We start from the raw sequence: 24,498 nt of genomic DNA, 5'->3' as shown, positions 1-24,498 counted from the left end.
GCTCACCGTTTTTTATTAACTGTTTTTATGCCGCGTATTTGGCCGCGTATCACCAAAGTTATCGCTAAGTATGAAATGAAATTAAGCGGTTATGCCTATGGGCTTTTTATCAGTGAGGCGAGCCAATATTCACGTTTGCCAGGGCTACACGATAAAGATCTCAAAAGGTTGGCCGGTAACATTTCCGCGGTCTTGTATGCAGCTTATGAAAATGCCAGCGACCAATATGTCAGCGAGCAGGGCGGCGATAAAAAATCATTATTTAGTGATAAAGCGCAGGCCAAAATTTATGGGCTGGTGGCGGGGGCGGCGCGCTCATTGAATATTACCCCTAAATACTGGATGCGTTATTGCAAGGGCGAGCTGGATAGGCAGCACGCGCTACGCGGCATTATGCGTTTAGTCAATGATGAGTGGTGGGTACGCAAGCTTAAAGCACTGCGGATGCAGTGGCGCGAAGCGTTGCTGATTGCCGCCGGTGAGGTTAACTTTCAGCGTTCGGAATATGCCAGCAAGGTCGCCATTCGTGATGTTCATTCCCGCCGTTTAGCTAATTTGGAATACCTGAAGTCGCAACAGTTGGAGAATGTCGAAACGGGCGAGCGTTTCGACCTTATCGATAAAGTATTGGCGAGTATTTCTAATCCCAAAATTCGCCGCATGGAGCTAATGAGCAATATCGCCGGAATCGAGGGATTTGCCGCCAGTCAGCATCATTGTGGATTATTTATCACCCTCACCACCCCGTCGAAATATCACCCTACACGTCAGGTTGGCAATAAGGCTAACCGGCGTGTGCAGCTTAACCATAAGTGGGATGGCGAGGCGTATTCACCCAAGGACGGTCAGCGTTATTTGTGCGGTATCTGGAGCAAGATACGCACTGCGTTTAAAGACCGCGAGCTGAAAGTCTATGGGATGCGCGTTGTTGAGCCTCACCACGATGGAACCCCGCACTGGCATATGTTGTTATTTTGTCATCCCAAACAACGCAGTGCAGTGATCGCCGTTATGCGCCAATACGCTCTGAAAGAAGATGGCGACGAGCGCGGAGCCAAAGAGAATCGGTTCCAGTGCAAGCATATGTATAAGGGCTGCGCGGCGGGATATATCGCCAAGTATGTTGCCAAGAATATCGACGGTTATGCGCTGGAGGGGGAAGTTGATTTTGAAACTGGTAAGCCGTTATCTGACGCCGCCGCCGCGGTGACCGCGTGGGCGTCTATTTGGCGTATTCCACAATTTCGCCCGATTGGAGTGCCAACCTTAGGTGCTTATCGCGAGTGCCGCAGCCAAAGTTTGCGCGGTATCAGTTTAGCCAAAAGTTTTGACCAGCGAGTTGAGGCGGTTCGCGCCGCCGCCGATGCCGGTGATTTTGCCACTTATATCGCTGCGCAAGGAGGAGCCAATGTACCGCGCGATGTACAGACCGTGCGAGTGATGCGTGAGGTTGCCGCAGAGCTGAATGAGTATGATGAGGAGGTACAGAAAGTGGTCGGTATTTTCGCCCCGCATCTGGGGGCTGATCATGTTCATAAAACCCGCGAGACCCAATGGCGCATCGTGAGCAAGGCCGTTGATGTTGATTCTTTGACGTTAAAAAGCGCCTCCGGTGCGCCTCGGAGTTCTGTCAATAACTGTGGGGAGGGGTTGTACAGTCATGACGAAGAAACGACGGTTACAGCGGCTGAGTATGCCGCAGCGGTGGTGAAATTGATTGAGAATGGGGGGGGGTGGGGGAGATGTGGTGGCGGTGTTGAGGGGAGTGGCGAAGGTGCAGAAATCGAGTGTTCAAAGGTAGTAGCAAAGCTATGATCTGAGTAAGGTGCGCGATCGTGCTCCATCTGAGCTGCTTACCCAGCGTGAAAAGGATAGGGTGTAGTAAACTGGGCAGGGGAAGATTAAATTCGACAATATGACATTTCCTCACTTGAAATAAATATAAGTGGCCTGAGCTTCGTTGAGGTAATAGCAGCTAAAACGCTCGAGATTTTTTATGAGACGAGTTATACTCGGCGAAGTTAGTTTTTGGGAGATAATGATGGCAGTCAAGGTGGTTGATCTTTTTTGTGGTGCAGGTGGATTGACCCATGGTTTTAAATTAGCAGGGTTAAATGTTGTCGCTGGCATTGATTTGGAAAGTGAATGTCGAGTTGCTTATGAAAGCAATAATGACTCAATTTTCATTGAAAAAGATATATCTTCTGTCACGAAAGAAGACATTAATGAGCTTTTTGATGGAGCTAGGGTAAAAATCTTGGCCGGATGTGCTCCTTGTCAGCCATTTTCAAAATATACCCAAGGTAAAGACAAAGAGAATGATAAGAAATGGCCATTATTATATCAATTTGAAAGGCTTATAAAAGACGTCTCTCCTGATATTGTTACAATGGAAAATGTTCCTGATGTCACGAAGCATAAAGTATATGATGACTTTCATGACGCTTTAATTGAGCAGGGATATTTTGTTTGGGCATCAACGGTCAATTGTATTGATTATGGAATTCCTCAAAATCGTACCCGACATGTCCTCTTGGCATCAAAATTTGGGAAAATAAAATTAATAAACAAGGATGACACTATCAGTGCAACTGTTAGAGATGCTATAGGAAACTTGCTTCCAATAAGTGACGGTGAGACTTGTGCTAACGATCCATTACATCGGGCCAGCAAGTTATCAACTATTAATAAAAAAAGAATAATTGCTTCTAAAGAAGGAGGGACTTGGCGAGATTGGCCTGAAGAGTTATTAGCCGCTTGTCATAAGAAGGAGACCGGTAAAGGCTACGCAAGTGTTTATGGTCGCATGTCATGGGATAAACCTAGTCCAACAATTACTACATTATGCTATGGATTTGGTAATGGAAGATTTGGTCATCCAGAGCAAAATAGAGCCATTTCTCTGAGAGAAGCTGCATTATTACAAACATTTCCAATTAATTATGTTTTTCACAATGGTGATAAAGTAAATATGAAAAATATTGGGAAAATGATTGGTAATGCTGTTCCTGTAAGACTTGCTGAAGTTATTGGTTTATCTATAAAAGAACATATTAATAACTATAGATAGTAAAAAGATGCACCGAAATATAGTGGTGCATCTTTTTAGTGTTGGTTTTTATTTTATTGGTTCTAAGTAAGATTCGTTTTTAACATAGCTTTCTATGTTTGCAGTAATGGCATCTAAATATGCAATCACTTCTAAACAGGTTGTTTCAAGATCTGTATATGTTGTATTTTTTCCGATTTCAGAGAAAGAAACATTTCCATGAGCGAGATCATTCCTATGCCGTTTAACCGTGGTTAATTTTTCTCCATGTTTTGTATGCTTATAATCACAGCTTGTTGAAAAACCATATATTTTTGATTTTATTTCTATTTCATCTTTGTCAATATTTCCAGAGAATAATTTTCTCTTATTAAATGTTGCATATGAAATATCAGAGTTTAGTCCATTTGTGGTTTTTTGTATTACATTATCGATTCCAATAAAATCACTTTTTAATCTTTTTAATATTTCCTTTTTTAGTGAGCATGAAAGGTCATCAAAACCAATTTTCTTGCTGTAGATAGTATCATGAATAAAACTAATAGCCTCACGCATAGTTGACTCAATAAGGTTATAAAGGAGAATATAAACTGTCCCTTTTAGAGTTTTTCTAACGTCAGCAGTAATTACATGTCTTTTTTCTGAGCTATCAGAAGAAATTATCTCTTTGCCAGAATTTTCAATGAATTTTAGCAAGTCTAGATACTCAAGAATTTCTCCTGTTCTATTATCAAAGTCTTCTCTAAAACTCTGCATTTTACCCACCAATCAAATTATTCATTACATATTCTATTCTCTCGATAACTTTCGGTTTACTGTTAGCTCCGTCGGATGTCGTCAGAACTTTGAATTCATCAGACGATAGCCAGTCCATATTTAATGGTGTAAGCTGCGGATCTGCTCTTAGAGCTAGAGCTACGCCTACAGCCAGTGATTCAAAGCGGACTCTAGGTGTAGACTTAGCTTTTGGTGTCTTTTTAAAACCATGCGGGAAGTGATTTTCAACAAAGTCGAGAACTTTATTAAATTCTTGCTTCATAGCTTCCTGTTGCTCGGTATTTATATTTCCTTTTTCTTCCATATACTCATTCAAGAACTCACGAACGGAGTGATCAAAGTTCTTATAATTATCTAAATATGCGAAGAATCTTAGAGTAAATTCTAGTCTCTCATCTCTCTTTTCTTTTGCAGGGGAAAGAGGCGCTAAGTTTTTGAATTTTTCATTTTGGGCACAAATTTTTATAACCTCTGTGTAAAGAGGCTTAGAACCAAGCTCTGAACCCTTTCTAACTTCCATATCTTTTAATATGTCACTTCCAGAGTTAATTCTTTCAAATAAATCGCGGCGAGTTTCTTCGTCGCATTTCGAGCTTAATTCAATCACTCTTACTGGAATTCTTAAAAAACGTCGTTGCCTAGATAAAGCTAAATCACTAAATTTAAATCCATTTAAACCATGTAAAGTTTTAAGGTCTTGTAGAGTAAGCTCATTTTCTAAGAAAGAATGTAAAGTTCTTATCCGCTGAGAGCCATCGACAATTTCTATTCTTCCATCTTGGTCAGGTTCTTCGGAATATACATCTGCTGTAAATATGTATGGAATTGGAAATCCTAAAATTAATGATTCAATCAATCGAGACTGTCTTTTTTTATCCCAAACAAAATCACGCTGATAATCAGGGACGAAAAGTTCATTTTCGTCATCTTCCATTCCATTTTTATATTTTTGGGTTATTAATTCAATTGTGTATTCTTTAGTTTCGAAGTCTACATCTTTTTGCTCATTTCTAATTTGCTCCTCAGCTAGAGATCTATTTTCATCTATTCTGGATAGTAAAACTGCTCTCTCTTTGACATCAGTTGTTGCATCCAATGCTAAATGTAGTTCATTGATATTCATTTCTTTACCCTTTTTGGCCGTACATCACCTGCAAATGTATCAGAGTTGTAGTTTATTCAAAAAATGCCTTAGTCTTAATAGGTTATTTTAAACAATGCATTACCTTGCATCAATACGAATGAAATTTTATGTATGAATTTGGTTTAACCGTATCAGGCTACGTATGGCTTTACCAAGAATATTCTGTCGAATGATAATCCTCTCATAAAGCGGGCAGGCGTGGCGGGGATAGCATTGCGCGCGCGAGGTGTTTTAGGTAGGTGCAGAGCGCCTGAGCAGGCCGTGGTGCTGATGCAGGCGTGTTGATAAGTGTTGATGCATCTTTTGTCTCAGTAGCCTGCGGTTGCCAGTGGTCTGTTGCCATCCCAGTGGCGCGTATCACAGGCGCAAAAAAGCCGCCGAGCTGAAGTGAACCCATATGTTGGGGGACTTTATCTGGCGGCGATAGTTTGGCTAGATGGGTTACTTGTTCTTCGGTAGTTCGTAAGGCTTAAAGCGCACCACCTCTTGGCCTAGCCAATCGTTAACCTCTTTGATTCGCTCCTGTAGTGGCGTCAGTTCGTTACGCACAAACACCTGTGCGGCTTTGACCACATCACCGAATCCGCCGGTATTATGCGGAAGTACGCCCATCATCTGGGGTGGCACGCGGTGTGCACTGAGCAGGTCGTCGCGGGTGGCATTCTTGATATTGAAGAAATCGTCTTTTGTCGCCACTTCACTCAGCGGCACAATCTTGATCCCGTCCGGCTTACCATTGGGGGCGTAGAAAAACAGATTTTTAAAATTCCCCAATCCTTTCGAGCTGCGCATCGCTTCGCGCAGTGCTTCCACATCGGTGTTACTTTGTGCTGCATCGGTGACATACATGATGTAACCGGCGTGCGCGCCGTTCTGATAATACTTGCGGCGAAATAGCGTGGCAGCTTCATTAAGCCAGGCTGAGTTCAGCGAACTCATATATTCCGGTAGGCCGTACAGCTCTTGATTAATATCCGGTTCAATCAAATGGAATACCGAACGCGGTGCAAAACGGTGCGGCTCTTTGAACGACTGCACAAACCAATAAACCTCTTCTTCGATGCCCCGTCGGGTATATTTCGCCGGTGAGCACTCCAGCCGTAATACTTCTCCTAACTGGTTAAATCGCTTTTCTAAGAAAGCATTACCAAAGACTAAATAATCCAGCACATAGCGGCTAAATACCTGCTGACTCAATAACGGATGCGGGATAAAGGTGCTGGCAAGAATATTGCGCTTCACATATATCGGCGAGCTGTGATGCACAGCAGCGCGTAGGCTTTTTGCCAGTCCGGCAAAGCTCACCGGTGGCTCTAACCATTTGCCGTTACTGATGCACTCGGCGTAGTCGAGAATATCACGGCGATCCAGTACCGCTGAGGGTTCACCGAAGGTAAAAGCGTGCATCGCCTGATCGGGCTTTTTTGCTATTGCCTTGGCGCGTCGGCCTTTGCGTTTGCTCATCAGTTAAATTCCAGAATCGACGGGGTGACATTACCGTTTCCGGCGGTGAGTGGCTCGTTAATCATGGCGTGCATCGCTGCCCAAGCGAGATCAGCGTGACTGACCTCCTCGCTGCGGCTGGCCTCGTAGGTGGCGCTGCGACCACTGGCGGTCATGGTTTTGCGGATAGCCATAAACGACAGCGTAATGTCGGTATAGCTGATGTCGTACTCCAGCCGCCCGGTGGTGATCAGGTCTTTCGCTTTCAGCACCATGTTGGTTTTGACTTCGGCGCTATAGCGAATTTCTCGCGCGGCGGGGAAGAAGTTGCGCACCAACTGATACACCCCTTGCCCGATGCCGGTGGCATCAATCCCGATATATTCCACGTTATATTTTTCGGTCAGTTTCTTGATGGATTCCGCTTGATCGGCAAAGTCCATACCTTTCCACTGGTGGCGCTCCAGAATGCGAAACTTGCCACCTGGCACCCACGGCGGAGCCATCACCACACAGCCCGCACTGTCGCCGGTGTGTGAGGGATCATAACCCATCCACACCGGACGATAGTTGAATGGCCGCTCGGCGAATGGCGCAAAGTCTTCCCATTCCACCAACGAATCGACCATGCAGGCTTGCAGCTCCTCGAACGGAAATACCGAGGCTTTATCATCAACAAACTCACACAAGAACAGATTGCGGAAATCAGCGGCGCTGTTCTCACGTCTTAGCTGATCGATATCAAAGCGATCACAGCCGCCCGCCAGTGCATCCTCAATGGTAACAATCTGTCGCCACTGGCCGTCACCGCACACGGTACCCCCCGCCAGCGCTCGGTGGCTGACATCCAGCTCAATACATTCGCTTTTATCCTGACGGCCTTTGTTGAACAGCTCACCGGACCAGAACGGATACGCGCCGTGAGCGAGGCTGGAGGGCGTCGAGAAATAAGTGGTACGCAGATGTTTTTGCGACGCCATACCGGAAGCCACTTTGCGCAGCTTTTGGAAATTCGGTATCCAGAAATACTCGTCCACGTACAGATCGCCATTGTGGCTCTGCGCGGTGTTGGAGTTAGTGCCAAGGAAAATCAATTTTGCGCCATTGTTGCCGAGCACGATGGGATCGCCGCTCAGCTCAACGCCCACTTCTCGGGCAAAGTTGATGATGTATTCACGGAATACATAGGCTTGAGTCTTACTGGCGGAAAGGAATATTTGATTACAGCCGCTTTCCAGCGCTTTGAGCAGTGCTTCGCGCGAAAAGAAAAACGTCGCCCCAATCTGGCGCGATTTGAGAATATCGCGGATGCGGTGCTGTAAGCCCATCTGATACCAGTGCTTTTGATAGGTAAAAGATTGCTGGCAGAAAATCGCTTTCAGTTCGGCAATCGCTGCCTCGCTGAAAGTGTTCTTTTTCGGAGCCTTGCGCTCGCCCTTGTTGCGGTTGCGTACATTCGGATTGAGATCGGCCTCATTACCGGTTTGGCTGTAGCGATTGACCCGCGCCAGTCGCTCAATTTGACGGCCTAACAGGTCTATCTCTTTGTAATCGCTGCCCTCTTTTTTAGCCTTGGAAATCAACTGAATCAGCCGAGCCTCAATACTGGCTTCGACGCGAGAAATAGGGTGGATGGCATCCCAATTGTCGCGTCGCTTCCAACTGTCCACCGTGGGTCTTTTCAGGTTCAGCGTTTCCGCTATCTGACGTGAGGAAAAGCCCTGCCAGTACAGCAATGCGGCCTGTCGTCGCGGGTCATGCAGTAGTGAAATATCGGTTGAAATAGTCATGGTTGCCTCGCGCAATGTTAACGAGGTCAACGCTACGCAAGCCAGGCGGGGCGCGCCTTAGGTGGCGGTTGTGTGGTCGGTTACCAGACGGTGATAGATGGCGATGTGTCGGCAGGATAAGGAAACTAACTTCAGACCCACACCACTCAGGACACCTGAACAATGGCAAAAAAAGTATCGAAATGGTTTCGCATCGGCGTTGAGGGGGATACCTGCGATGGTAGAGACATTGACGGTAATGATATTCAACAAATGGCCGACAGCTTCGACCCGCGTGTTTATGGTGCTCGTATTAATCTGGAACACATCAAGGGGTTGTATCCTGACGGTGATTTTAAACGCCTGGGCGATGTGGCTGAGCTAAAAGCCGAGAAAATCGCGGACAACTCTATCCTCAATGGCAAGCTGGCGTTATTTGCCAAACTGACCCCCACGGAGCCGCTTGCCGATATGGTGGCCGCCAGCCAAAAGATTTACACCTCGATGGAGATTCGCCGCAACTTCGCCAACACCGGCAAAGCTTATCTGGTGGGGCTGGCGGTCACTGATGATCCGGCCAGCCTCGGTACCGAAGTGCTGGCGTTCAGCGCCAAGGCGAAAGTGAACCCGTTCGCCGGTAAGAAAGACCACCCTGATGACCTGTTTTCTGTCGCCACATTGGCAGAACTGGAATTCGAAGACGCTCCCGACACCTTGCTCAACAGCCTGACCGATAAGGTCAAAAACATCTTCAGCCGCAAGCAGGCCAGCGACGATGCGCGTTTTCACGATGTGCATGAGGCGGTGACCGCTGTGTCCGAACAGCTACAGAGCAACGGTGAAAGCACCGGGCAACGTTTTGCCGCGCTGGAACAAAAGCTCCAATCCCTGACTGAGCAGGTCAGTGCCGATCAACAAGCGTTCTCCATTTTGAGAGGCCAGCTCGGTAACAGCGAAAGTTTTAGTCAGCAGCGACGACCTCAGGCCAATGGTGGCAATGGTGAAGAGATACATCTGACTAACTGCTAACCGTGGCGCACCCGCCCGACCCTATTTGATGGAGAGAAACGATGCGCCCGAACACCCGTTTTAAATTTAATGCTTTCCTGAGCCAAATCGCGCGGCTGAACAGTATCGACGTCGGCGATATTGATAAAAAATTCAATGTTGAACCGTCGGTGACGCAAACACTCATCACCACGGTGCAGGAGAGTTCTGACTTTCTGACTCGCATCAATATGGTGCCTGTGGATGAGCAGACCGGCGAAAAAATTGGTCTGGGTGTCACTGGCTCTATCGCCAGCACCGCCGACACCGACAATGGCGGCGAGCGCGAGACCGCTGATTTTGCCGCACTGGAGTCACGTAAATACCAGTGTGAACAGGTCAACTTTGATTTCCATATGCGCTACAACACCCTCGACCTGTGGGCGCGTTATCAAGACTTTCAAATTCGCTTACGCAATGCCATCGCCAAACGTCAGGCGCTGGATTACATCATGGTTGGATTTAACGGCATTGCGCGCGCGGCCAAATCTGACCGCAGTAAAAATCCGATGTTGCAGGACGTGGTAGTCGGCTGGCTACAAAAGCTGCGCAATGAAGCCCCTAAGCGGGTGATGGACAGCTACACCCGCGAGGATGGCACGGTCTCTGAGATTATCCGCATCGGCAAACATGGCGATTATGCCAACCTTGATGCGGTGGTGATGGATGCCACCAACAGCATGATCGAGCCGTGGCATCAGGAAGACCCTGATCTGGTGGTGGTCTGTGGCCGCCAACTGCTGGCGGATAAATATTTCCCGCTGGTCAATCAGGAGCAGGCCAGTACCGAAGTTCTGGCCGCCGATGTGATTATCAGCCAAAAACGCATCGGTAACTTACCGGCGATACGGGTGCCGTATTTTCCCGCCGATGCCATGCTGATCACCCGTCTGGATAACCTGTCGATCTACATCATGGACAGCGCCCATCGCCGTCACATTGAAGAAAACGCCAGGCGCGATCGAGTGGAAAACTATGAGTCACTGAAAATTGACTTTGTGGTTGAGGACTACGGCTGCGCCTGCCTGATTGAGAATATTCAAGTGGGTACTTTCAAGCAGCCAGAAGCAGCGGTTACGGATGAAAATACAGATCAGAAAGCGGAGGCGTGACCTATGTCCAGCCCTGCACAGCGTCACATGATGCGGGTATCCGCAGAGCAGGCGGCACAGCGTGGCAACACCGCGTTACGCCATGCCAGCGGCTATGAACTGATGCTGATGAGGTTATCCGGCGATATGCGCATTTTGAAAGGTGTGCGATCGGTCGAGCGCAAAGCGGTGCTAAAGCGCGGCATGTTGCCAGAGTACGCGCCGTGGGTCGCCGGTGTACTGGCCGAAGGGCGCGGCGCACAGGATGCAGTGCTGATGACGGTGATGGTGTGGAAGCTTGACGCCGATGATATTGCTGGTGGGCTGGCTATCGCGCGTTATGCCTTACAGCACCGCCTTGCCATGCCGAGCAAACACAACCGACCAGCGGCCTATTTTCTGGCGGAAGAGGTGGCTATTGCTGCTGATCGTTTGCGCAGTGCCGGTGAGTCTGTTGAGCCATCGCTGTTACTTGAAACGATGGCACTGACTGACACCGCTGATATGCCAGACAAGGTGCGCGGAAGGCTGCATAAAATCACCGGATGGGTGCTGCGTGATGCGGGTCAATCGGTGCAAGCGCTGGCGCATCTTAAGCGCGCTATGCAACTCGACCGGCTGGTCGGAGTGAAAAAGGATATTGAGCGGTTGGAGCGTGCGCTTAACGCTGCCGCTGCCTCGCCCCCGAAACGGCAAACTACGGCGAAGACCACACAACGCAGGCGAACACCGGCTAAACCGGCGGTTCGTTCGCGGAAAAAGGCGGTACCCAACACCATTTGTTAACCGAACTCGCCATTAACAGAACGCGCCCCGCGCCGGGCGGCACGCAGATAAAACCGGTTTGATCTGGCTTGCTCTCTGCGTCCACCGCCCACCCATTACAAGGATTTGTCATGACGACAATCATCATCCCTGCGCCTGAACCGCGCGAAGCGGTGATTAAAAACACCTGGTTTTGGCCGGATATTGATCCGCTGCGTATCCGTCAATTGATGCGGTTGGAGCATAGCGTGACTCCCGAGCGCATGCGCGAAGCTATCCGCATGGGGATGGCGGAGTCTAACGCCGAATTACATCAGTTTCGTGCGCACCATATCGCCGCCGGTTTCACCTGTCTGGCTGAGGTTCCCGCCGAGAAAATTGATGGAGAAAGCGAAAAGTGTTTCCACTACCAGCGCGCGGTGTCGGCCTTTGCCAGTGCCAGCCTGTATGAGCGCTATCGCGGCTACGATGCCAGCGCTAAAGGTGACAAGAAAGCCGATGCAGCCGAGCACACCGCCGATACCTTGTGGCGCGATGCCCGTTGGGCGATTAGCCGCTTGCAAGGCTGCCCGCGTGCCATTATTGGGCAAATATGATGCGCATTATTACCGCGCAGGGGGACACACTCGATGCCCTCTGTTTTCGCCATTATGGCCGTACAGCGGGCGCGGTCGAGGGGGTACTCGCCGCCAATCCGGGGTTAGCCGAGCTAGGGGTCATTTTGCCACACGGCACGGGTATTGAGCTGCCAGCGATTAACACCGCACCGCAACGGGAGAGCGTCAATCTATGGGACTGAATATGGAACGGATCAGCTCGGCACTGGCTTATTTGTCAGCCGCTATTTTGGCAGGTATTGGCGCGCTGACGCCGCAGGATATCGCGGTGTTGATCGGTGCTGCTGTGGCGGTCGGCACCTTCTTTGTCAACTGGTACTACCGCCGCAAAAGTTACCGCCTGTTGGAACGGGTTACCCTCGGCAGGACGGGTTTTGATGAACTCGATCGCTAAGCGTTGCAGCATCGCCGTGGTATTGGCGCTGGTGGTTTTGCTGCCCCATTATCAGCAGTTGAAAACCTCGCCTGAGGGGCTGGCGCTAATCGCCAATCTGGAAGGCTGCCGCTTAGAGGCTTACCCATGCAGCGCGGGTGCGTGGACAACAGGTATTGGCCACACTGCTGGCGTTAAGCTGGGCCACCGTATCTCTGAACCTCAGGCCGCCGCTTATCTGCTGGCTGATGTGCTGTGGGTCGAAAAGCGGCTGGCAGTGTGTATGCCTGTGGCGATGCCGCAACCGGTGTATGACGCGGTGGTCAGCTTTGCCTTTAACGTTGGCACCGCCGCCGCTTGCCGTTCAACGCTGGCGACTCTTATCAAACACCAACAGTGGCGTGCAGCTTGTCAGCAATTGCCGCGCTGGTCATACGTTAACGGCGTATGGCATCGGGGCGTGAACAATCGCCGTGCCGCCGAGCTGGCGCATTGCCTCAAGGGAACTCAATGAAAACACTGATGATATTGCTGCTACTGGCAGTTATCGGGTTGTGGTGGATGAGTCGTGAGAATCGGGATTTATCGCGTGGTCTTGGCAGCGCTAACCTGCTGATCACCTTGCAGGAAAAAGACCTCAGCCGCGCCAGAGACCAGCTCAGTGCACTCAGTGAAAGTACCCGACGCAATGAGTTAGCACAGCTTGCATTGCGTCAACAGCTCGTCGCCGCACAGCAACTTAGCCAGCGCCGCAACCAACGGATGACAAGGTTACTCAATGAAAATGAAACTCTGCGCCGCTGGTATCAGTCTCTGTTGCCTGATGACATTGCCCGCTTGCACGCGCGCCCCGGATTCGATAATCCCACCGATTACCTGCGCTGGCTGTCCGAGAGTGGTGAGTTGCCGCATACCGGCCAGCCAGCCCAAAACTAATGGCGATCTCAGCGAAGATAATCGTCAGTTAGAGCGCGCACTGGTGAGTTGTGCGCTACAGATTGAAACCATGAAACAGTGCCAGGAGTCGCACCATGTTAAAGCCGAAAAGCCTGCGTAGTGCGTTAGAGCAGGCCGCACCTGTGCTGCGTAATAACCCAGATATGCTGTGCATATTTATTGATAATGGCACCATTGCCACTACGCTGGCCGCTTCTTTATCGTTTGAACATCAGTACACCCTTAACCTGATTGTGACCGACTGGTGTGGTGAGCTGGATTTACTTATCGTGCCGATGAATGCGTGGTTGCGAGAGAATCAGCCGGACATAATGACCACCGACGAGGGCAAGCAGCAGGGTTTTAGCTATTTTGCCGATCTGAATAATAACGACAGTATTGATATTAGTTTTAGTCTCCGACTGACCGAGCGGGTGGTGGTGACGCAAATTGATCAAGCGCTGCATATTAACCATCTGGATGAACCGCTGACCCCAATACCCGCAGAGCGGCCAACGGATCTCTATATCAACGGTGAATTAATGAGTCAGTGGGATGAGTGAATTAACCCATTTTGAGCAACGTCTCGCGGGGTTAATTGAGAAACTGTCTCCGACCAACCGCCGCCGACTTGCCGCCAACATCGCCAAACAACTGCGTATCAGCCAGCAGCAACGTATCAAACGCCAACAAGCCCCTGATGGTACGCTTTACGCTGCCCGCAAAGCCCAACCGATCCGAGGCAAAAAAGGCCGGGTGAAACGGGCTATGTTCGTCAAGCTACGCACCAACCGCTATATGACGGCCAAAGGCACACAAGAGGCAGCAACCGTGGCATTTGTCGGGCAGGTACAAAGAATGGCGCGGGTGCATCAGGAAGGGAGGAGGGATAGGGCGGGGAGGTTGGGCCGAGAAGTGCGATATGAACGACGTGCTTTAATAGGTGTCAGCAATAATGATATTAAAGAAATAGAGCTGACTATTATCAACTACTTTATTATGTGAAATATCCACAAGGTTATCAGGCTTGTGGATATCTGTTTATAATCGTTCTTTTTTTAGCTTCAATATATATTTGTTGACTTGATGGAAGTTAAATAGTCCAATTGATAGGTAAAGGAAAATTAAAAAATAAAAGATGCTGCCCCAAAAGAAAATTCTATATATCATGTCACTTTTTTCTATTTGTTTAGATAACTTCGATCTGTTTCCATCCTTCGAGTCTAACAAGTGAGAACAACTAATGCTTCTAGTCGAAATATCATGTTCGAGAGTTGAAAACTTCTCGCACCAGTCTTTGTTAGTAAAGATATAATCATCTTCATCTGTTATATGGTCTAATGATACAAACTCATCATAATCCATGTAGCTTACACGATAATACCCCACTTTGAAAAAAGATGTTTCATAATAAGAGTATGCTGAAGCAGCAAAAAAAATAAGTGTAAGTAATGAGTATAATGGAAAGAAATACCATGGTTTTTTACTATCACCAACATATCCGAACTGCGATGTAAATAACATTCCCTTTCTATTTATATTACCATTGGCCATTTCTTTTTTGATCAACTGAGCATCGTGAATATCTTTGGCGTTAACACCATCCATTACTTTGAAAAGCTGTAAATCATATGCAATATTTTCAGTTTTCTTCATTTGGGTGTTGGTATAAGATAAATTAAATAGTCTGGTAATTAGTCTGAATAGAAACGAAAGCCCTCCAGTCCTGATTATTAAAAAAATCACGACAAATACAAAGAGTGATAATTTGTATAATTCAACAGGCAATTCAAGCATGTGTTATGTTCCTATGAACATGAAAACCCAATGTTAGATGATCCAGTACTATCAGCTTAATCATATCCTTAATGGTGACATGATTAATGTTAGTGAGGATTTGTAAAGTCATTATGTAATATATCATCGTTAACTGATAAACCTAGTGGAATACTAACTAGGCATATCAGTTTTGATTCTTTAATTATAATTACAATTATTTAGATTGTAATTCGCTTATTCTTTTTTTAGTCATATCATATTGACACTCAAACATTTTTGTTATTTCTAAATCAGTGCCTTTTGCTGATATCTTCCCGCAGATTGCTTCTTTATTTTTGATCCATTGTCTTTGTTCATTAAGTAGTGTCTTTTGTTTTTCTTTATCTAACGCATGCCATGCATCGCCAAGCTGTTGGTCTGCCGACATGAATTTATCTCTAGCCTCGTTCACTGTCATAACTTGAGATTGTTGCTGACTTTTCTCTTGCGTTGGCTTCAGCGCCGGAGATTCAATTTGCTGTTGAGCCTGCTGTTGAGCCTGCTGTTGAGCCTGCTGTTGAGCCTGCTGTTGAGCCTGCTGTTGAGCCTGCTGTTGAGCTTGTTGCTGCTGTCGTTTTTCTTGTTCTATTTTATTTTGTTCTTCTATAGGTTTTAAAATAGATAATGTCGAAATATAAGCTGCACCAGCAGATGCGCCATTATTTACTGCTACCTTAACAAATACAGTCTTTTTATCATCAGTCGGTTGGACTGTATAGTTAACTTGGGTAGAGAAAACATTCGCATTTTGTTCTAAATTCAGACGTTCCATTACTTTATCTAGATTGTATTTATAGTTTTCGCGAGAAAACTCACTTAATGCATTATATTCTTCTGGTGATATCTTTATACTTACTGTAGCCGCGCAGGTTCGAAGAGAACTGTTGGGGTCTTTACTGGTAGTTGTGATATTGGAAACATCAAAAACAATTTTTTCTAGCGCAGAACGTCTTATTGCATTTGTAGCGTTTTCTACTGAGGCCGTTTCTTGAGAAATTTGTTGCATCGCTGATTTTTTCAGTACATCAGTTAACGCTTGAGTACTCACTGTTGATGAGCATTCAATCGCATCATCGTCACCACATCCCGCCAATAGAGAGGCGATAAATAGTAACGTTATTTTATTATTCATTTTTTTACCCTTGAGGCAGATTAATTTTATGAGAGGTTACGTGTACTGCGATGCTAAATATAATAGCTTTATATATATAATAAAACTGACTTTTATAAATTATCATAAATCAAAATTTTCCACTATTTTGAGCTATTGATGACAGTGTCATCAATCTGATTGTTAATTCTTTTTAAACTTAATTTACTAAACGCTTATAACCATGTGTTGTTATATGAACGCTCAAGCAACCTAACTCAATTGCTGCTGAATCCCCACGGCGGCATCCTTTCCCCGTGAGCACACAATCCGAACTTTCTAAAATCCTGTGCCTGCTGCGCAACCTTATCCGCACTGTTGTCGTGATTGACGTCGATACCGATGGAGCCTTATGTCGTGTCCAAACCGGTTGGCTTCACTGACTAACCTGAAAAGGCGAATTAAATGGCAATAGGTACCGAATGGCACTCTTTATATCGTCCTCAAGGTTCAATTGATCCGAGGCAAGAAAGGCCGGGTAAAAAGGGCTATGTGCGTCAAGCTACGCATTAACTGCTATATGACTGCCAAAGGCACATAGGAGGTAGTGACCGTGGCATTTGTCGGGTAAGTGCAGCGAATGGCGCGGGTGCATCAGGGAGGATTGTGGGATAGGGTGTCGGCACATCGTTATGAAGTGTGGTATAAGGAGCTGCTCTTATTGGGAGTGAGTCAAATTGAAATACTGAAGACATCATGATTCAAAACATAAATATTAATTAGGTCAACGGTTTTACCTGCATGATCCACAATTAATGTTATCTTAATTAAGAAATCTCTCAAGGAATCTTATTTTTTATTGAGCATTAATCTTAAATGATGAAAATATATAGATAAAATCCTCGCAGACTCTAGTATTTTGGGGTGTACATTTATAATATCACCCAAGGGACTTGGGATTGTACAACAAAGGATTATGCTATGGTTCGAAATGAGTTTTGCAAAGTTGATAGCTTAGGTTTTCCAAAATTTACCGGAACTGATCTCCTGAGATATAAACTACTGCCAAAAAACATGCATTTTGTCACAGGTGAATATTATTTGTGGGCCTACAAAGCATCTTATTTAATGTATCATAAAAATCTTATAATCAATGTTGCCAAAGAAGAGAATATTCCTGTTTTGTTATTAGCTGGTGTCGCTGTATCTGAAGTTGGCGGAATGCCAGACAGACTTAAATCTGCTGGGGTTTTACAATTTCGGCAATTTATAATTGATACAATAAAGCAAGATAATACTTCATCAAATAGCACCTCTGTCGGGTTGATTGCTATGCAAATCAGAGTAGTGGCTGAAACCATTGGATTAGACCCATCAACATTAACAATGTTACAACAACACAAACTAGCCGATTGTCTGCTTTCCGATTCTTTTAATATAAAAATTGTTGCTAAGCATCTTAAGTCATTAATCCTATTTGATAATCCAAAAATTATAAATACCAGTAACTTAACCGATGAGCAAATTATCCTGGCGGGTTCCAGATACAATCGTGGTATCGAAAGGCATAAAGATGATTTCGTAAAATCTATTGCAGCTCCGGTGGGCAGTAGTGTTCGAGAATACAGCTCATACGGACGGAGAATTATTGAAAAGAAATCAACTATATATAAAATTTTGGGTATTGAATAATGAAAAGCATAATCATGTATGGATATTACGCGCTTTGTTTTATTGCAATATACCTTCTTTCCTCTTTTAAGGAAGAATCGTTCATTGATGGCGTGGAAATAAAGAATGCCTGTATCGCCCATAGAGCCTTAGTTGTCGATGATATCAGGGATTTTACCGTTACACTGGCTATACTGGCTCTTATTCCTTGTTTTATTTATTTGAAGAGTTTTAAATTCAAAAATAAACCTTTAAATATATTAAGTGTATTGTTGGCATTCTATTTACTTTGGCGTTTCTTTATACGTTTGAATATCTGTTAATGAGCGATTCCTCTTAATAGAATGAGGACATTATCTCTAAATCTGTACTTTGTTGTGGCAACAACCCACCAACTTTCATTGATGGAAGTATGTCTTAAACAGAAGCATCCTTCCTTCCATGAGCACACAATCCCAACTTTCTGAAATCCAGCGCCTGCTGCTCAAGCAGATCAGCTCTGCCGTGCATCAGTTAGCTGTGCCGAATCAAAATTCAGCAGGCGCTTGATGGTATGCCCTATATCGCAAGAAAATCTCAACCTATCATAGGCAAGAAAGATCCGTTATTCATCAAGTTGAGCACTAACCGCTATGTGACCACTAAAAGCACGAGGATGTAGAAATCGTGGCATTTGTCTGGCGAGTGCGGCGAATGGCGCGGGTACATCAGGAGGAATTGAGGGATAGGGTGGAGAAATATAGCTCAATAATGAAATACGATAAAAGATAATTAATTGGGATTTGTTTACCGGATGAATGCATTATAAATAATGTATTATTTAAGTTGATTTAATATTAAACTGGCATGAGTATTTTATATCATGCCGATATTTTATCATGTAATTAAGTTAAGGGTTTTTGTTTTGTTGATTAGCCATTTGTTGTAGCATTGCATCAAACAGTTGAGCACTTTTATCACTAGATATTCTTTGCGAAGACATGTTTTCAAATGCACCAATATCCCATGAGAAATAATGATCCCAAATTCCTATTTTTACTTCTTCACGTAATTTGTCCAGCTCTTTATTTTTGGCTTTTCCATCTTGCATATAATAATAAGGGTTGCACAATTTCTTTCTAAAAACACTGATAACATTAATTTCTCCAGGTGAAAAATAACTTGTCCAATCCTCAGGGAACCGTTGAACAAACTGCACACCTTCATCTTTACCAACTGAGTCGGTCATAGCTTTATCTATAAACTTGATAGCTATTGCTCTTTTTTTTCTTGCTGCACCATTTTCATTGAAATAAGTATCAGGGTCTAGAAAAAATAAATGGTCGCATTGTCCACTGCGAATCTGAGAGATCATATCGGCGATTTCTTTCGTATCAATTTTTTCTGGTAAAAATGAGACATTTTTTATATCAAATGATTTCTCTGTTGCGAATTCGACAGGAATACCTATTTTATGAAAAACGACAAGAAATGCTCGTTTGTTTGCAATGCTATATTTGTTATTAAACTCATTTTGAAATGCTTGGTAGGTGTTTTCTTTCTTACAATACTCTTTCATTATACCTAAGCAAGATATAGCTATATCTCGCACACTTTTCATCTTTTTATCAGTTGTTTTCTTAATCCAATAAGTACCAAAAAAAGTACCGACAAAAGCAGAGGCAAGTGATAAGAAAATTGTAGCATAATCCATAAAGCATCCTTTTCCATTGTGGTACCAATGAGTCTGTAATGAAAATGATCAATTTGTTTATGTAAATTAATACATTTCTAATTTATTTTCTATCTTACAAATAACATTGTTGTGTGATTCTTCACCTCACGTCTTAACATTGTCGCTAAATCCTCCTCGGCGGCATCCTTCCTTCCATGAGCACACAATCCCAACTTTCTGAAATCCAGCGCCTGCTGCGCAACCTTATTCGCACTGGTGTCGTGATTGACGTCGATGCAGAAGGAGCCTTATGTCGTGTCCAAACCGGTGAGATCCAAACCGATTGGCTTAACTGGCTAACGTGTCGCGCTGGCTGTTCGCGTGACTGGTGGGCACCGTCATTAGGTGAGCAGGTGGTGCTACTGGCCGTCGGCGGTGAGTTAGATACTGCTTTTGTGCTGCCTGGTATTTATTGTGATGACTTCCCGCCGCCATCCAGTTCGCCCGATGCTTATCACGTCGCTTTTCCTGATGGCGCAGTTATTGAGTATGAACCTGAGACCGGTGCACTGATGGTTACCGGCATTAAAACCGCCGAGGTGGCGGCATCTGTTTCCGTCGTCATAACTTCGCCATCCGTCACCGTTACCGCCAGCCAAAAAATCACCCTTGATACACCCGAGGTGGTTTGTACTAACAAGCTGACTGCGGCAACACTGGAGGTACAAAAAGGCGGCGTAATGAAGGGCAATATTGAGCACACAGGCGGTTCGTTCATATCAAATGGCGTGGTGGTTGATAAGCATAACCACGGCGGTGTTAAGCGCGGTGGGGATTATACGGAGGGGATAAAATAATAAGTCAGGCTTAATTAGTTGGCTCCCCACGTCAACAGCATAAAGACGAGAAAGAACCAACCATGAGCTTTACCGATTTGGTATGTGGAAAATAAAGGTACCTCCCAAAGCTGCCGCATAACGGCTTAAGGTCGCCAAATTAGGTACGCTCTTACCATTTTCCATGCGGCTAATATTTTGTTTCTGTGTTCCAATTTTTTGGGCGACATCTTGCTGAGTAAGATGTAATGCTTTACGCGCATCTTTTAGCTGTGTCATCAGTGCCTTGCGGATCTGAATTTCGTTATAGGCTTCCAGAGTTGCCTTATCTTCTAAAAGCAGTGCCTTAGCTTCAGAAAATGGGATGATATCGAGGTCATTATCAGACATCTTTCAGTCTCCGTTTAATATCTTTCATTCGTTGATTAGCTAATTCAAGGGATAGTTTGGGTGTTTTTTGACTTTTCTTATGCAAAACATGAACAACGTAAAATTGCTTTCCGACTGTGAAAAAGAAAAAGCCTCTCGCTATTCCCTCCTGAGCACTGACTCTTAATTCCTTTAATCCGTTACCTACATCCCTGACTTTCGGCTCTTTCAAATCTGTGCCTACTTGTTCTAATTCCTCTATGGCCTCAACCATTTCAGCTTTGAGACCCGCAGGAAGTTTAGATAACTCTTTTAGTGCCACTTTTATAATATTTGCTGAAAACATAATACTCATCCATGAGAACCATAGAAATAACTCTATCACGCGAAACAAAAGTAATCTACTTAGATGACCTTATCGTTTTGTCGTCCCATCCCCCACAGATCCCTCCTGAGATGTTATCCGCGCCCATTAGCAGCAAACTGACTTGAAATACTCGCGCGAATTTTGAGGGCAGCATGAGCACAACCCAATATCTCGGCATGAGCCGCAATACCGGGCAGACCATTACCGACGCTGACCATATCAGCCAATCAATTGCTGACATTCTGATTACGCCGATGGGTTCGCGGGTGATGCGCCGCGCTTATGGTTCGCTGTTATCGGAGTTGATTGACCAGCCGCAAAATCCGGCCCTGCGCCTGCAAATTATGGCCGCCAGTTACAGTGCCATTCTGCGTTGGGAGCCAAGGGTTAAGCTGACCGGCATCACTTTTGAAACCACCTTTGACGGAAAAATGGTGGTTGATATCACTGGCACCCGCAGCGATAGCGCGGCTCCGCTTTCATTAACCATTCCTGTGAGCTGAATCTATGGCAACCATTGACCTGAGCCTGTTACCGCCACCGTTTGTGGTGGAAGAACTGGATTATGAAACCCTGCTGGCCGAGCGCAAAGCCACGCTGATTTCCCTGTATCCAGAAGAACAGCGCGCCGCTGTGGCCCGCACCCTATCGCTAGAATCTGAGCCGCTGGTCAAGCTGTTGCAAGAAAATGCTTACCGCGAGGTGATATTGCGCCAGCGCGTTAACGATGCGGCGCGCGCGGTGATGGTGGCCTATGCCGTCGGCAGTGATTTAGACCAGCTCGGCGCAAATAACAACGTTGCGCGGTTGGTGATCACCCCAGCAGACCCCACCGCCATTCCGCCGATTGAGGCGGTGATGGAGTCTGACAGTGATTTTCGGGTGCGTATCCCGCAAGCCTTTGAGGGCTTGAGCGTGGCGGGGCCAACCGGTGCATATGAATATCATGCAAAAAGTGCCGACGGTCGGGTGGCCGATGCCTCAGCAATTAGCCCGACCCCCGCCTGTGTCACGGTCACGGTGCTATCGCGCGAGGGTAATGGCGCAGCATCAAGCGAGCTGTTGGCGGTGGTGGAAGCCGCGCTAAATGATGAGAACACGCGGCCAGTGGCTGACCGGGTGACGGTACAATCTGCTCGTATAGAAGATTATGAGATTGACGCAGTGCTCTATCTGCATCCGGGGCCGGAGGCTGAGCCGGTGCGGGTGGCGGCGGAGAAAAAATTAACTGCCTTTGTCACCACACAGCGCCGCCTTGGTCGCGACATTCGCCTGTCGGCACTGTATGCCGCGCTGCATGTTGAGGGCGTCCAGCGGGCGGTGATTAATGCCCCGTTGGCTGACGTGGTGCTGGATAAAACCCAGGCCGCATGGTGCACCGGCAGCACTATCACTGTCGGGGGTACGGATGACTGACCGCTTACTCCCTGTGGGTTCGTCGGTGCTGGAAGTGGCCGCCGCGCGCGCCTGTGCCGAACTGGAAAACACCCCGGTACCCATTCGCCAACTCTGGAATGCCGACACCTGCCCATTGCCGCTGTTGCCCTATCTGGCGTGGGCATGGTCGGTGGATCGTTGGGATGATAAATGGCCGGAAGCCACTAAACGCACGGTGGTGAAGTCCTCGCAGTACGTCCATAAACACAAAGGCACCATCGGCGCGATTCGGCGTGTGGTGGAGCCGCTCGGCTATCTGATTAAGGTGATTGAGTGGTGGAAAACCAACGAGACACCCGGCACCTTTCGCCTTGATGTGGGTGTGCTCGACACCGGTATTACCGAGGAAATGTATCCCGAACTGGAGCGGTTAATAGACGACGCCAAGCCGTGCAGTCGCCATCTGAATGGCCTGTCGATTAATTTGGCTGTTAACGGGGCAATCCCCATCAGTGCCGCCAGTTATGACAGCGACGAAATGACCATTTACCCCTATGAATGGACTCAATATGACGAATAAATACTTTGCCTTATTAACCCATATCGGCACGGCCAGACTGGCAAGCGCCACTGCACTCGGTGCCCGCTTAGAGATAACTCACATGGTGGTTGGGGATGGCGGCGGCACCCTGCCGACTCCCGATCCGGCACAAACTCAGTTGGTGAATGAACAGCGCCGCGCCGCATTGAATTCATTAAGTATTGATGCAGTAAATTCCAATCAAATCATCGCTGAACAGATTATCCCTGAGACCGAGGGCGGGTGGTGGATTCGGGAGATTGGCTTGCTGAATAAAGCCGGAGAGTTAATTGCCATCGCCAATTGCCCGGAAAGCTATAAGCCGAAAATGCAGGAAGGAAGTGGCCGTACCCAACTGATTCGTATGATATTCATGGTCAGCAGCACGGCGTCAGTGATGCTGAAAATTATCCCATCAGCGGTACTGACCGCGCGAAACTATGCTGATGATAAAGCTATTGAGGTCAAAACCTATATCGATGAGTTGATGATTGCTCATGAAAAATCATGCAACCATCCCGATGCCAGCTTATACGCCAAAGGTTTTACGCGATTAAGTAACGCCATCGATAGCGAAAATGAGACCGAAGCGGCCACGCCGAAAGCGGTCAGAAAAGCGGTCAGTACAGCGATGACAATGATGAGCAACCATATTCGCACCCTCAATCCTCATCCGCAATATCTTCTCGCCAGCAAAAATTTATTTGATGTTAGCAATATAAAGGCGGCGCGGGCTAACCTGCAACTCGGCTCTGCTGCGACGCGAAATGTCGGTAATGCGCAAGATGAACTTATGGCGGTCGGGGCCTTTGGCTGGGGTGGCAACTGCATTATTGCCTCGGCGGGGATCAATGCGCTGACCAAAACCGGCATGTACTGTGTCAATCAATACGCTGCCAATAAGCCCGAGGGCTTTGGTGATGCGACCCTTCAGCATATTGGGAATGACCCGTTAACCGCCCACCAATTCATTTTCTCCACCAATAATACCCACACCGCCGCCAAAATAGCTTATCGCCTGCGCTCTTATGGCCAATGGCGGGAATGGATAGATATTGTCACCAGCCGCAGCGATACACTAACGCCCATCGGCATTCCACTGCCCTACCCAGGTACCACGCCACCGGCGGGATATTTAAAATGTAACGGCGCATCATTCTATGCCCACCACTACCCCGCGCTGGCAACCTTATATCCAGACAAAAAATTACCCGATTTGCGTGGCGAGTTTATTCGCGGATTTGATGACGGGCGCGGCATTGATACGGGTCGCACCCTGTTAAGCGCTCAAACCGACGCACTGCAAAATATCACCGGTGGCATCCGTGGCGTATCGGAAAGCCTCGGCAGCGCAGCAGAGAGCAACTTCAGCGGCGCTTTTGCGAAAGCTGAGTCTGTCGGTAACGACAACACCCCGCACCATACCGACATCACCCATTGCGGCAGCTTTGATTTTGACGCCTCCCGCGTGGTGCGCACCGCCGCCGAAACCCGACCACGCAATATTGCGTTTTGCTATATCTTGAGGGCGATCTAATGAAATATGACTTTACGGTGCAACCGGCCATCTTGGATGACCGTCAACTCGCCAGTCAGGCGGGATGGGTAACGCTCTATCACTATGATGCGGTGAGTCTGGAATACGCCAGCGCGGATATGGAGTACTTGCCGCTCGGTGTCGGCTTACCGGCTCATTCGGTCGCTGACATGCCACTCATCCAGCCT

At 46.8% G+C, this 24,498-nt stretch carries 29 protein-coding genes and 1 pseudogene; 21 read left to right on the top strand and 9 right to left on the bottom strand.

Annotation, left to right across the window (positions count from 1 at the left end):
• Nucleotides 1-1,815: replication endonuclease (locus tag ACNSO8_RS16165; RefSeq protein ID WP_418395227.1), on the top strand; the 1,815-nt coding region annotated here is incomplete at its 5' end.
• A gap of 226 nt (nt 1,816-2,041) precedes the next feature.
• Nucleotides 2,042-3,070 (top strand): DNA cytosine methyltransferase, encoded by a 1,029-nt coding sequence (locus ACNSO8_RS16160; protein ID WP_418395226.1) that lies wholly within the window; start codon nt 2,042-2,044, stop codon nt 3,068-3,070.
• Between the two features lie 48 nt (nt 3,071-3,118).
• On the opposite strand, the gene ACNSO8_RS16155 is transcribed toward ACNSO8_RS16160, so the two are convergent.
• The 4 genes from ACNSO8_RS16155 to ACNSO8_RS16140 all read right to left on the bottom strand — a co-directional run bounded on the left by ACNSO8_RS16155 (nt 3,119) and on the right by ACNSO8_RS16140 (nt 8,203).
• Nucleotides 3,119-3,805: an MAE_28990/MAE_18760 family HEPN-like nuclease gene (locus ACNSO8_RS16155; protein ID WP_418395225.1), complete on the bottom strand. Its 687-nt coding sequence runs from the start codon at nt 3,803-3,805 to the stop codon at nt 3,119-3,121.
• A gap of 1 nt (nt 3,806) precedes the next feature.
• Nucleotides 3,807-4,949 carry a DUF262 domain-containing protein gene (locus tag ACNSO8_RS16150; protein WP_418395224.1) on the bottom strand — a complete coding sequence of 381 codons (1,143 nt, stop codon included), beginning with the start codon at nt 4,947-4,949 and terminating at the stop codon, nt 3,807-3,809.
• Nucleotides 4,950-5,411: 462 nt separating this feature from the next.
• A complete protein-coding gene (locus ACNSO8_RS16145) occupies nt 5,412-6,434 on the bottom strand; it encodes a phage portal protein (RefSeq protein WP_418395223.1) in 1,023 nt (340 codons plus the stop codon).
• A complete protein-coding gene (locus ACNSO8_RS16140) occupies nt 6,434-8,203 on the bottom strand; it encodes a terminase ATPase subunit family protein (protein WP_418395222.1) in 1,770 nt (589 codons plus the stop codon). The genes ACNSO8_RS16145 and ACNSO8_RS16140 overlap by 1 nt, the downstream gene beginning before the upstream one ends.
• 162 nt (nt 8,204-8,365) lie before the next feature.
• Between ACNSO8_RS16140 and ACNSO8_RS16135 the strand changes: the two genes are divergently transcribed.
• The 11 genes from ACNSO8_RS16135 (at nt 8,366) to ACNSO8_RS16085 (ending at nt 14,016) form a co-directional block, all read left to right on the top strand.
• The gene (locus tag ACNSO8_RS16135; RefSeq protein WP_418395221.1) at nt 8,366-9,211 is read left to right on the top strand and encodes a GPO family capsid scaffolding protein; all 846 of its coding nucleotides are present in this window, start codon (nt 8,366-8,368) and stop codon (nt 9,209-9,211) included.
• Between the two features lie 41 nt (nt 9,212-9,252).
• Nucleotides 9,253-10,341, top strand: a complete 1,089-nt coding sequence (locus ACNSO8_RS16130) for a phage major capsid protein, P2 family (protein WP_418395220.1) — start codon at nt 9,253-9,255, stop codon at nt 10,339-10,341.
• A 3-nt stretch (nt 10,342-10,344) separates the two neighbouring features.
• The gene (locus ACNSO8_RS16125; RefSeq protein WP_418395219.1) at nt 10,345-11,106 is read left to right on the top strand and encodes a terminase endonuclease subunit; all 762 of its coding nucleotides are present in this window, start codon (nt 10,345-10,347) and stop codon (nt 11,104-11,106) included.
• A gap of 110 nt (nt 11,107-11,216) precedes the next feature.
• Nucleotides 11,217-11,681, top strand: coding sequence for a head completion/stabilization protein (locus ACNSO8_RS16120; protein WP_418395218.1), 465 nt, complete (start codon nt 11,217-11,219; stop codon nt 11,679-11,681).
• Entirely contained in the window at nt 11,681-11,884 is a 204-nt protein-coding gene (locus ACNSO8_RS16115) for a tail protein X (protein WP_418395228.1), read from the top strand. The genes ACNSO8_RS16120 and ACNSO8_RS16115 overlap by 1 nt, the downstream gene beginning before the upstream one ends.
• Nucleotides 11,885-11,886: 2 nt before the next feature.
• Nucleotides 11,887-12,096, top strand: a complete 210-nt coding sequence (locus ACNSO8_RS16110; protein WP_418395217.1) for an HP1 family phage holin — start codon at nt 11,887-11,889, stop codon at nt 12,094-12,096.
• Nucleotides 12,080-12,589, top strand: a complete 510-nt coding sequence (locus tag ACNSO8_RS16105) for a lysozyme (RefSeq protein WP_418395216.1) — start codon at nt 12,080-12,082, stop codon at nt 12,587-12,589. The genes ACNSO8_RS16110 and ACNSO8_RS16105 overlap by 17 nt, the downstream gene beginning before the upstream one ends.
• A complete protein-coding gene (gene lysB / locus ACNSO8_RS16100) occupies nt 12,586-13,011 on the top strand; it encodes an Rz-like lysis system protein LysB (protein ID WP_418395215.1) in 426 nt (141 codons plus the stop codon). The genes ACNSO8_RS16105 and lysB overlap by 4 nt, the downstream gene beginning before the upstream one ends.
• A complete protein-coding gene (lysC, locus tag ACNSO8_RS16095) occupies nt 12,899-13,132 on the top strand; it encodes an Rz1-like lysis system protein LysC (RefSeq protein ID WP_418395214.1) in 234 nt (77 codons plus the stop codon). The genes lysB and lysC overlap by 113 nt, the downstream gene beginning before the upstream one ends.
• Entirely contained in the window at nt 13,107-13,574 is a 468-nt protein-coding gene (locus ACNSO8_RS16090) for a phage tail protein (protein ID WP_418395213.1), read from the top strand. The genes lysC and ACNSO8_RS16090 overlap by 26 nt, the downstream gene beginning before the upstream one ends.
• Complete coding sequence (locus ACNSO8_RS16085; RefSeq protein ID WP_418395212.1) at nt 13,567-14,016, top strand: phage virion morphogenesis protein; 450 nt, start codon at nt 13,567-13,569, stop codon at nt 14,014-14,016. Before ACNSO8_RS16090 ends, ACNSO8_RS16085 begins: the two co-directional genes overlap by 8 nt.
• Before the next feature lie 36 nt (nt 14,017-14,052).
• Here ACNSO8_RS16085 and ACNSO8_RS16080 read toward each other — a convergent pair whose 3' ends face one another.
• Nucleotides 14,053-14,808, bottom strand: a complete 756-nt coding sequence (locus ACNSO8_RS16080; RefSeq protein WP_418395211.1) for a hypothetical protein — start codon at nt 14,806-14,808, stop codon at nt 14,053-14,055.
• Nucleotides 14,809-15,004: 196 nt separating this feature from the next.
• The gene (locus ACNSO8_RS16075) at nt 15,005-15,961 is read right to left on the bottom strand and encodes a lysozyme inhibitor LprI family protein (RefSeq protein ID WP_418395210.1); all 957 of its coding nucleotides are present in this window, start codon (nt 15,959-15,961) and stop codon (nt 15,005-15,007) included.
• 939 nt (nt 15,962-16,900) lie between these two features.
• On the opposite strand from ACNSO8_RS16075, the gene ACNSO8_RS16070 reads away from it, so the two are divergent.
• Both ACNSO8_RS16070 and ACNSO8_RS16065 read left to right on the top strand, forming a co-directional pair.
• Nucleotides 16,901-17,611, top strand: a complete 711-nt coding sequence (locus ACNSO8_RS16070; RefSeq protein ID WP_418395209.1) for a hypothetical protein — start codon at nt 16,901-16,903, stop codon at nt 17,609-17,611.
• Entirely contained in the window at nt 17,611-17,913 is a 303-nt protein-coding gene (locus ACNSO8_RS16065) for a YjeO family protein (RefSeq protein WP_418395208.1), read from the top strand. The genes ACNSO8_RS16070 and ACNSO8_RS16065 overlap by 1 nt, the downstream gene beginning before the upstream one ends.
• Nucleotides 17,914-18,479: 566 nt before the next feature.
• Here the strand turns inward: ACNSO8_RS16065 and ACNSO8_RS16060 are convergent.
• Entirely contained in the window at nt 18,480-19,283 is an 804-nt protein-coding gene (locus tag ACNSO8_RS16060) for a hypothetical protein (RefSeq protein ID WP_418395207.1), read from the bottom strand.
• A 176-nt stretch (nt 19,284-19,459) separates the two neighbouring features.
• On the opposite strand from ACNSO8_RS16060, the gene ACNSO8_RS16055 reads away from it, so the two are divergent.
• Entirely contained in the window at nt 19,460-20,101 is a 642-nt protein-coding gene (locus ACNSO8_RS16055) for a phage baseplate assembly protein V (RefSeq protein WP_418395206.1), read from the top strand.
• 69 nt (nt 20,102-20,170) lie between these two features.
• Here ACNSO8_RS16055 and ACNSO8_RS16050 read toward each other — a convergent pair whose 3' ends face one another.
• Together ACNSO8_RS16050 and ACNSO8_RS16045 are read right to left on the bottom strand one after the other, a co-directional pair.
• Complete coding sequence (locus tag ACNSO8_RS16050) at nt 20,171-20,470, bottom strand: helix-turn-helix domain-containing protein (RefSeq protein ID WP_005190565.1); 300 nt, start codon at nt 20,468-20,470, stop codon at nt 20,171-20,173.
• A complete protein-coding gene (locus ACNSO8_RS16045) occupies nt 20,463-20,795 on the bottom strand; it encodes a type II toxin-antitoxin system RelE/ParE family toxin (RefSeq protein WP_050165850.1) in 333 nt (110 codons plus the stop codon). Before ACNSO8_RS16045 ends, ACNSO8_RS16050 begins: the two co-directional genes overlap by 8 nt.
• Before the next feature lie 173 nt (nt 20,796-20,968).
• Between ACNSO8_RS16045 and ACNSO8_RS16040 the strand changes: the two genes are divergently transcribed.
• The 5 genes and pseudogenes from ACNSO8_RS16040 to ACNSO8_RS16020 all read left to right on the top strand — a co-directional run.
• Nucleotides 20,969-21,319 carry a GPW/gp25 family protein gene (locus tag ACNSO8_RS16040; RefSeq protein ID WP_418395205.1) on the top strand — a complete coding sequence of 117 codons (351 nt, stop codon included), beginning with the start codon at nt 20,969-20,971 and terminating at the stop codon, nt 21,317-21,319.
• A 4-nt stretch (nt 21,320-21,323) separates the two neighbouring features.
• Nucleotides 21,324-22,232 (top strand): baseplate assembly protein, encoded by a 909-nt coding sequence (locus ACNSO8_RS16035; RefSeq protein WP_418395204.1) that lies wholly within the window; start codon nt 21,324-21,326, stop codon nt 22,230-22,232.
• Complete coding sequence (locus tag ACNSO8_RS16030) at nt 22,225-22,773, top strand: phage tail protein I (protein ID WP_418395203.1); 549 nt, start codon at nt 22,225-22,227, stop codon at nt 22,771-22,773. Before ACNSO8_RS16035 ends, ACNSO8_RS16030 begins: the two co-directional genes overlap by 8 nt.
• The gene (locus tag ACNSO8_RS16025; protein WP_418395202.1) at nt 22,763-24,310 is read left to right on the top strand and encodes a phage tail protein; all 1,548 of its coding nucleotides are present in this window, start codon (nt 22,763-22,765) and stop codon (nt 24,308-24,310) included. The genes ACNSO8_RS16030 and ACNSO8_RS16025 overlap by 11 nt, the downstream gene beginning before the upstream one ends.
• Nucleotides 24,310-24,498, top strand: a pseudogene (locus ACNSO8_RS16020) (phage tail protein); the annotation flags it as partial. The gene ACNSO8_RS16025 and the pseudogene ACNSO8_RS16020, both read left to right, overlap by 1 nt.

This window comes from Yersinia sp. LJYL362, assembly GCF_048323875.1.
The sequence above is the reverse complement of the archived record's forward strand: the minus strand, read 5'-3'. Positions and strand labels throughout refer to the sequence as shown.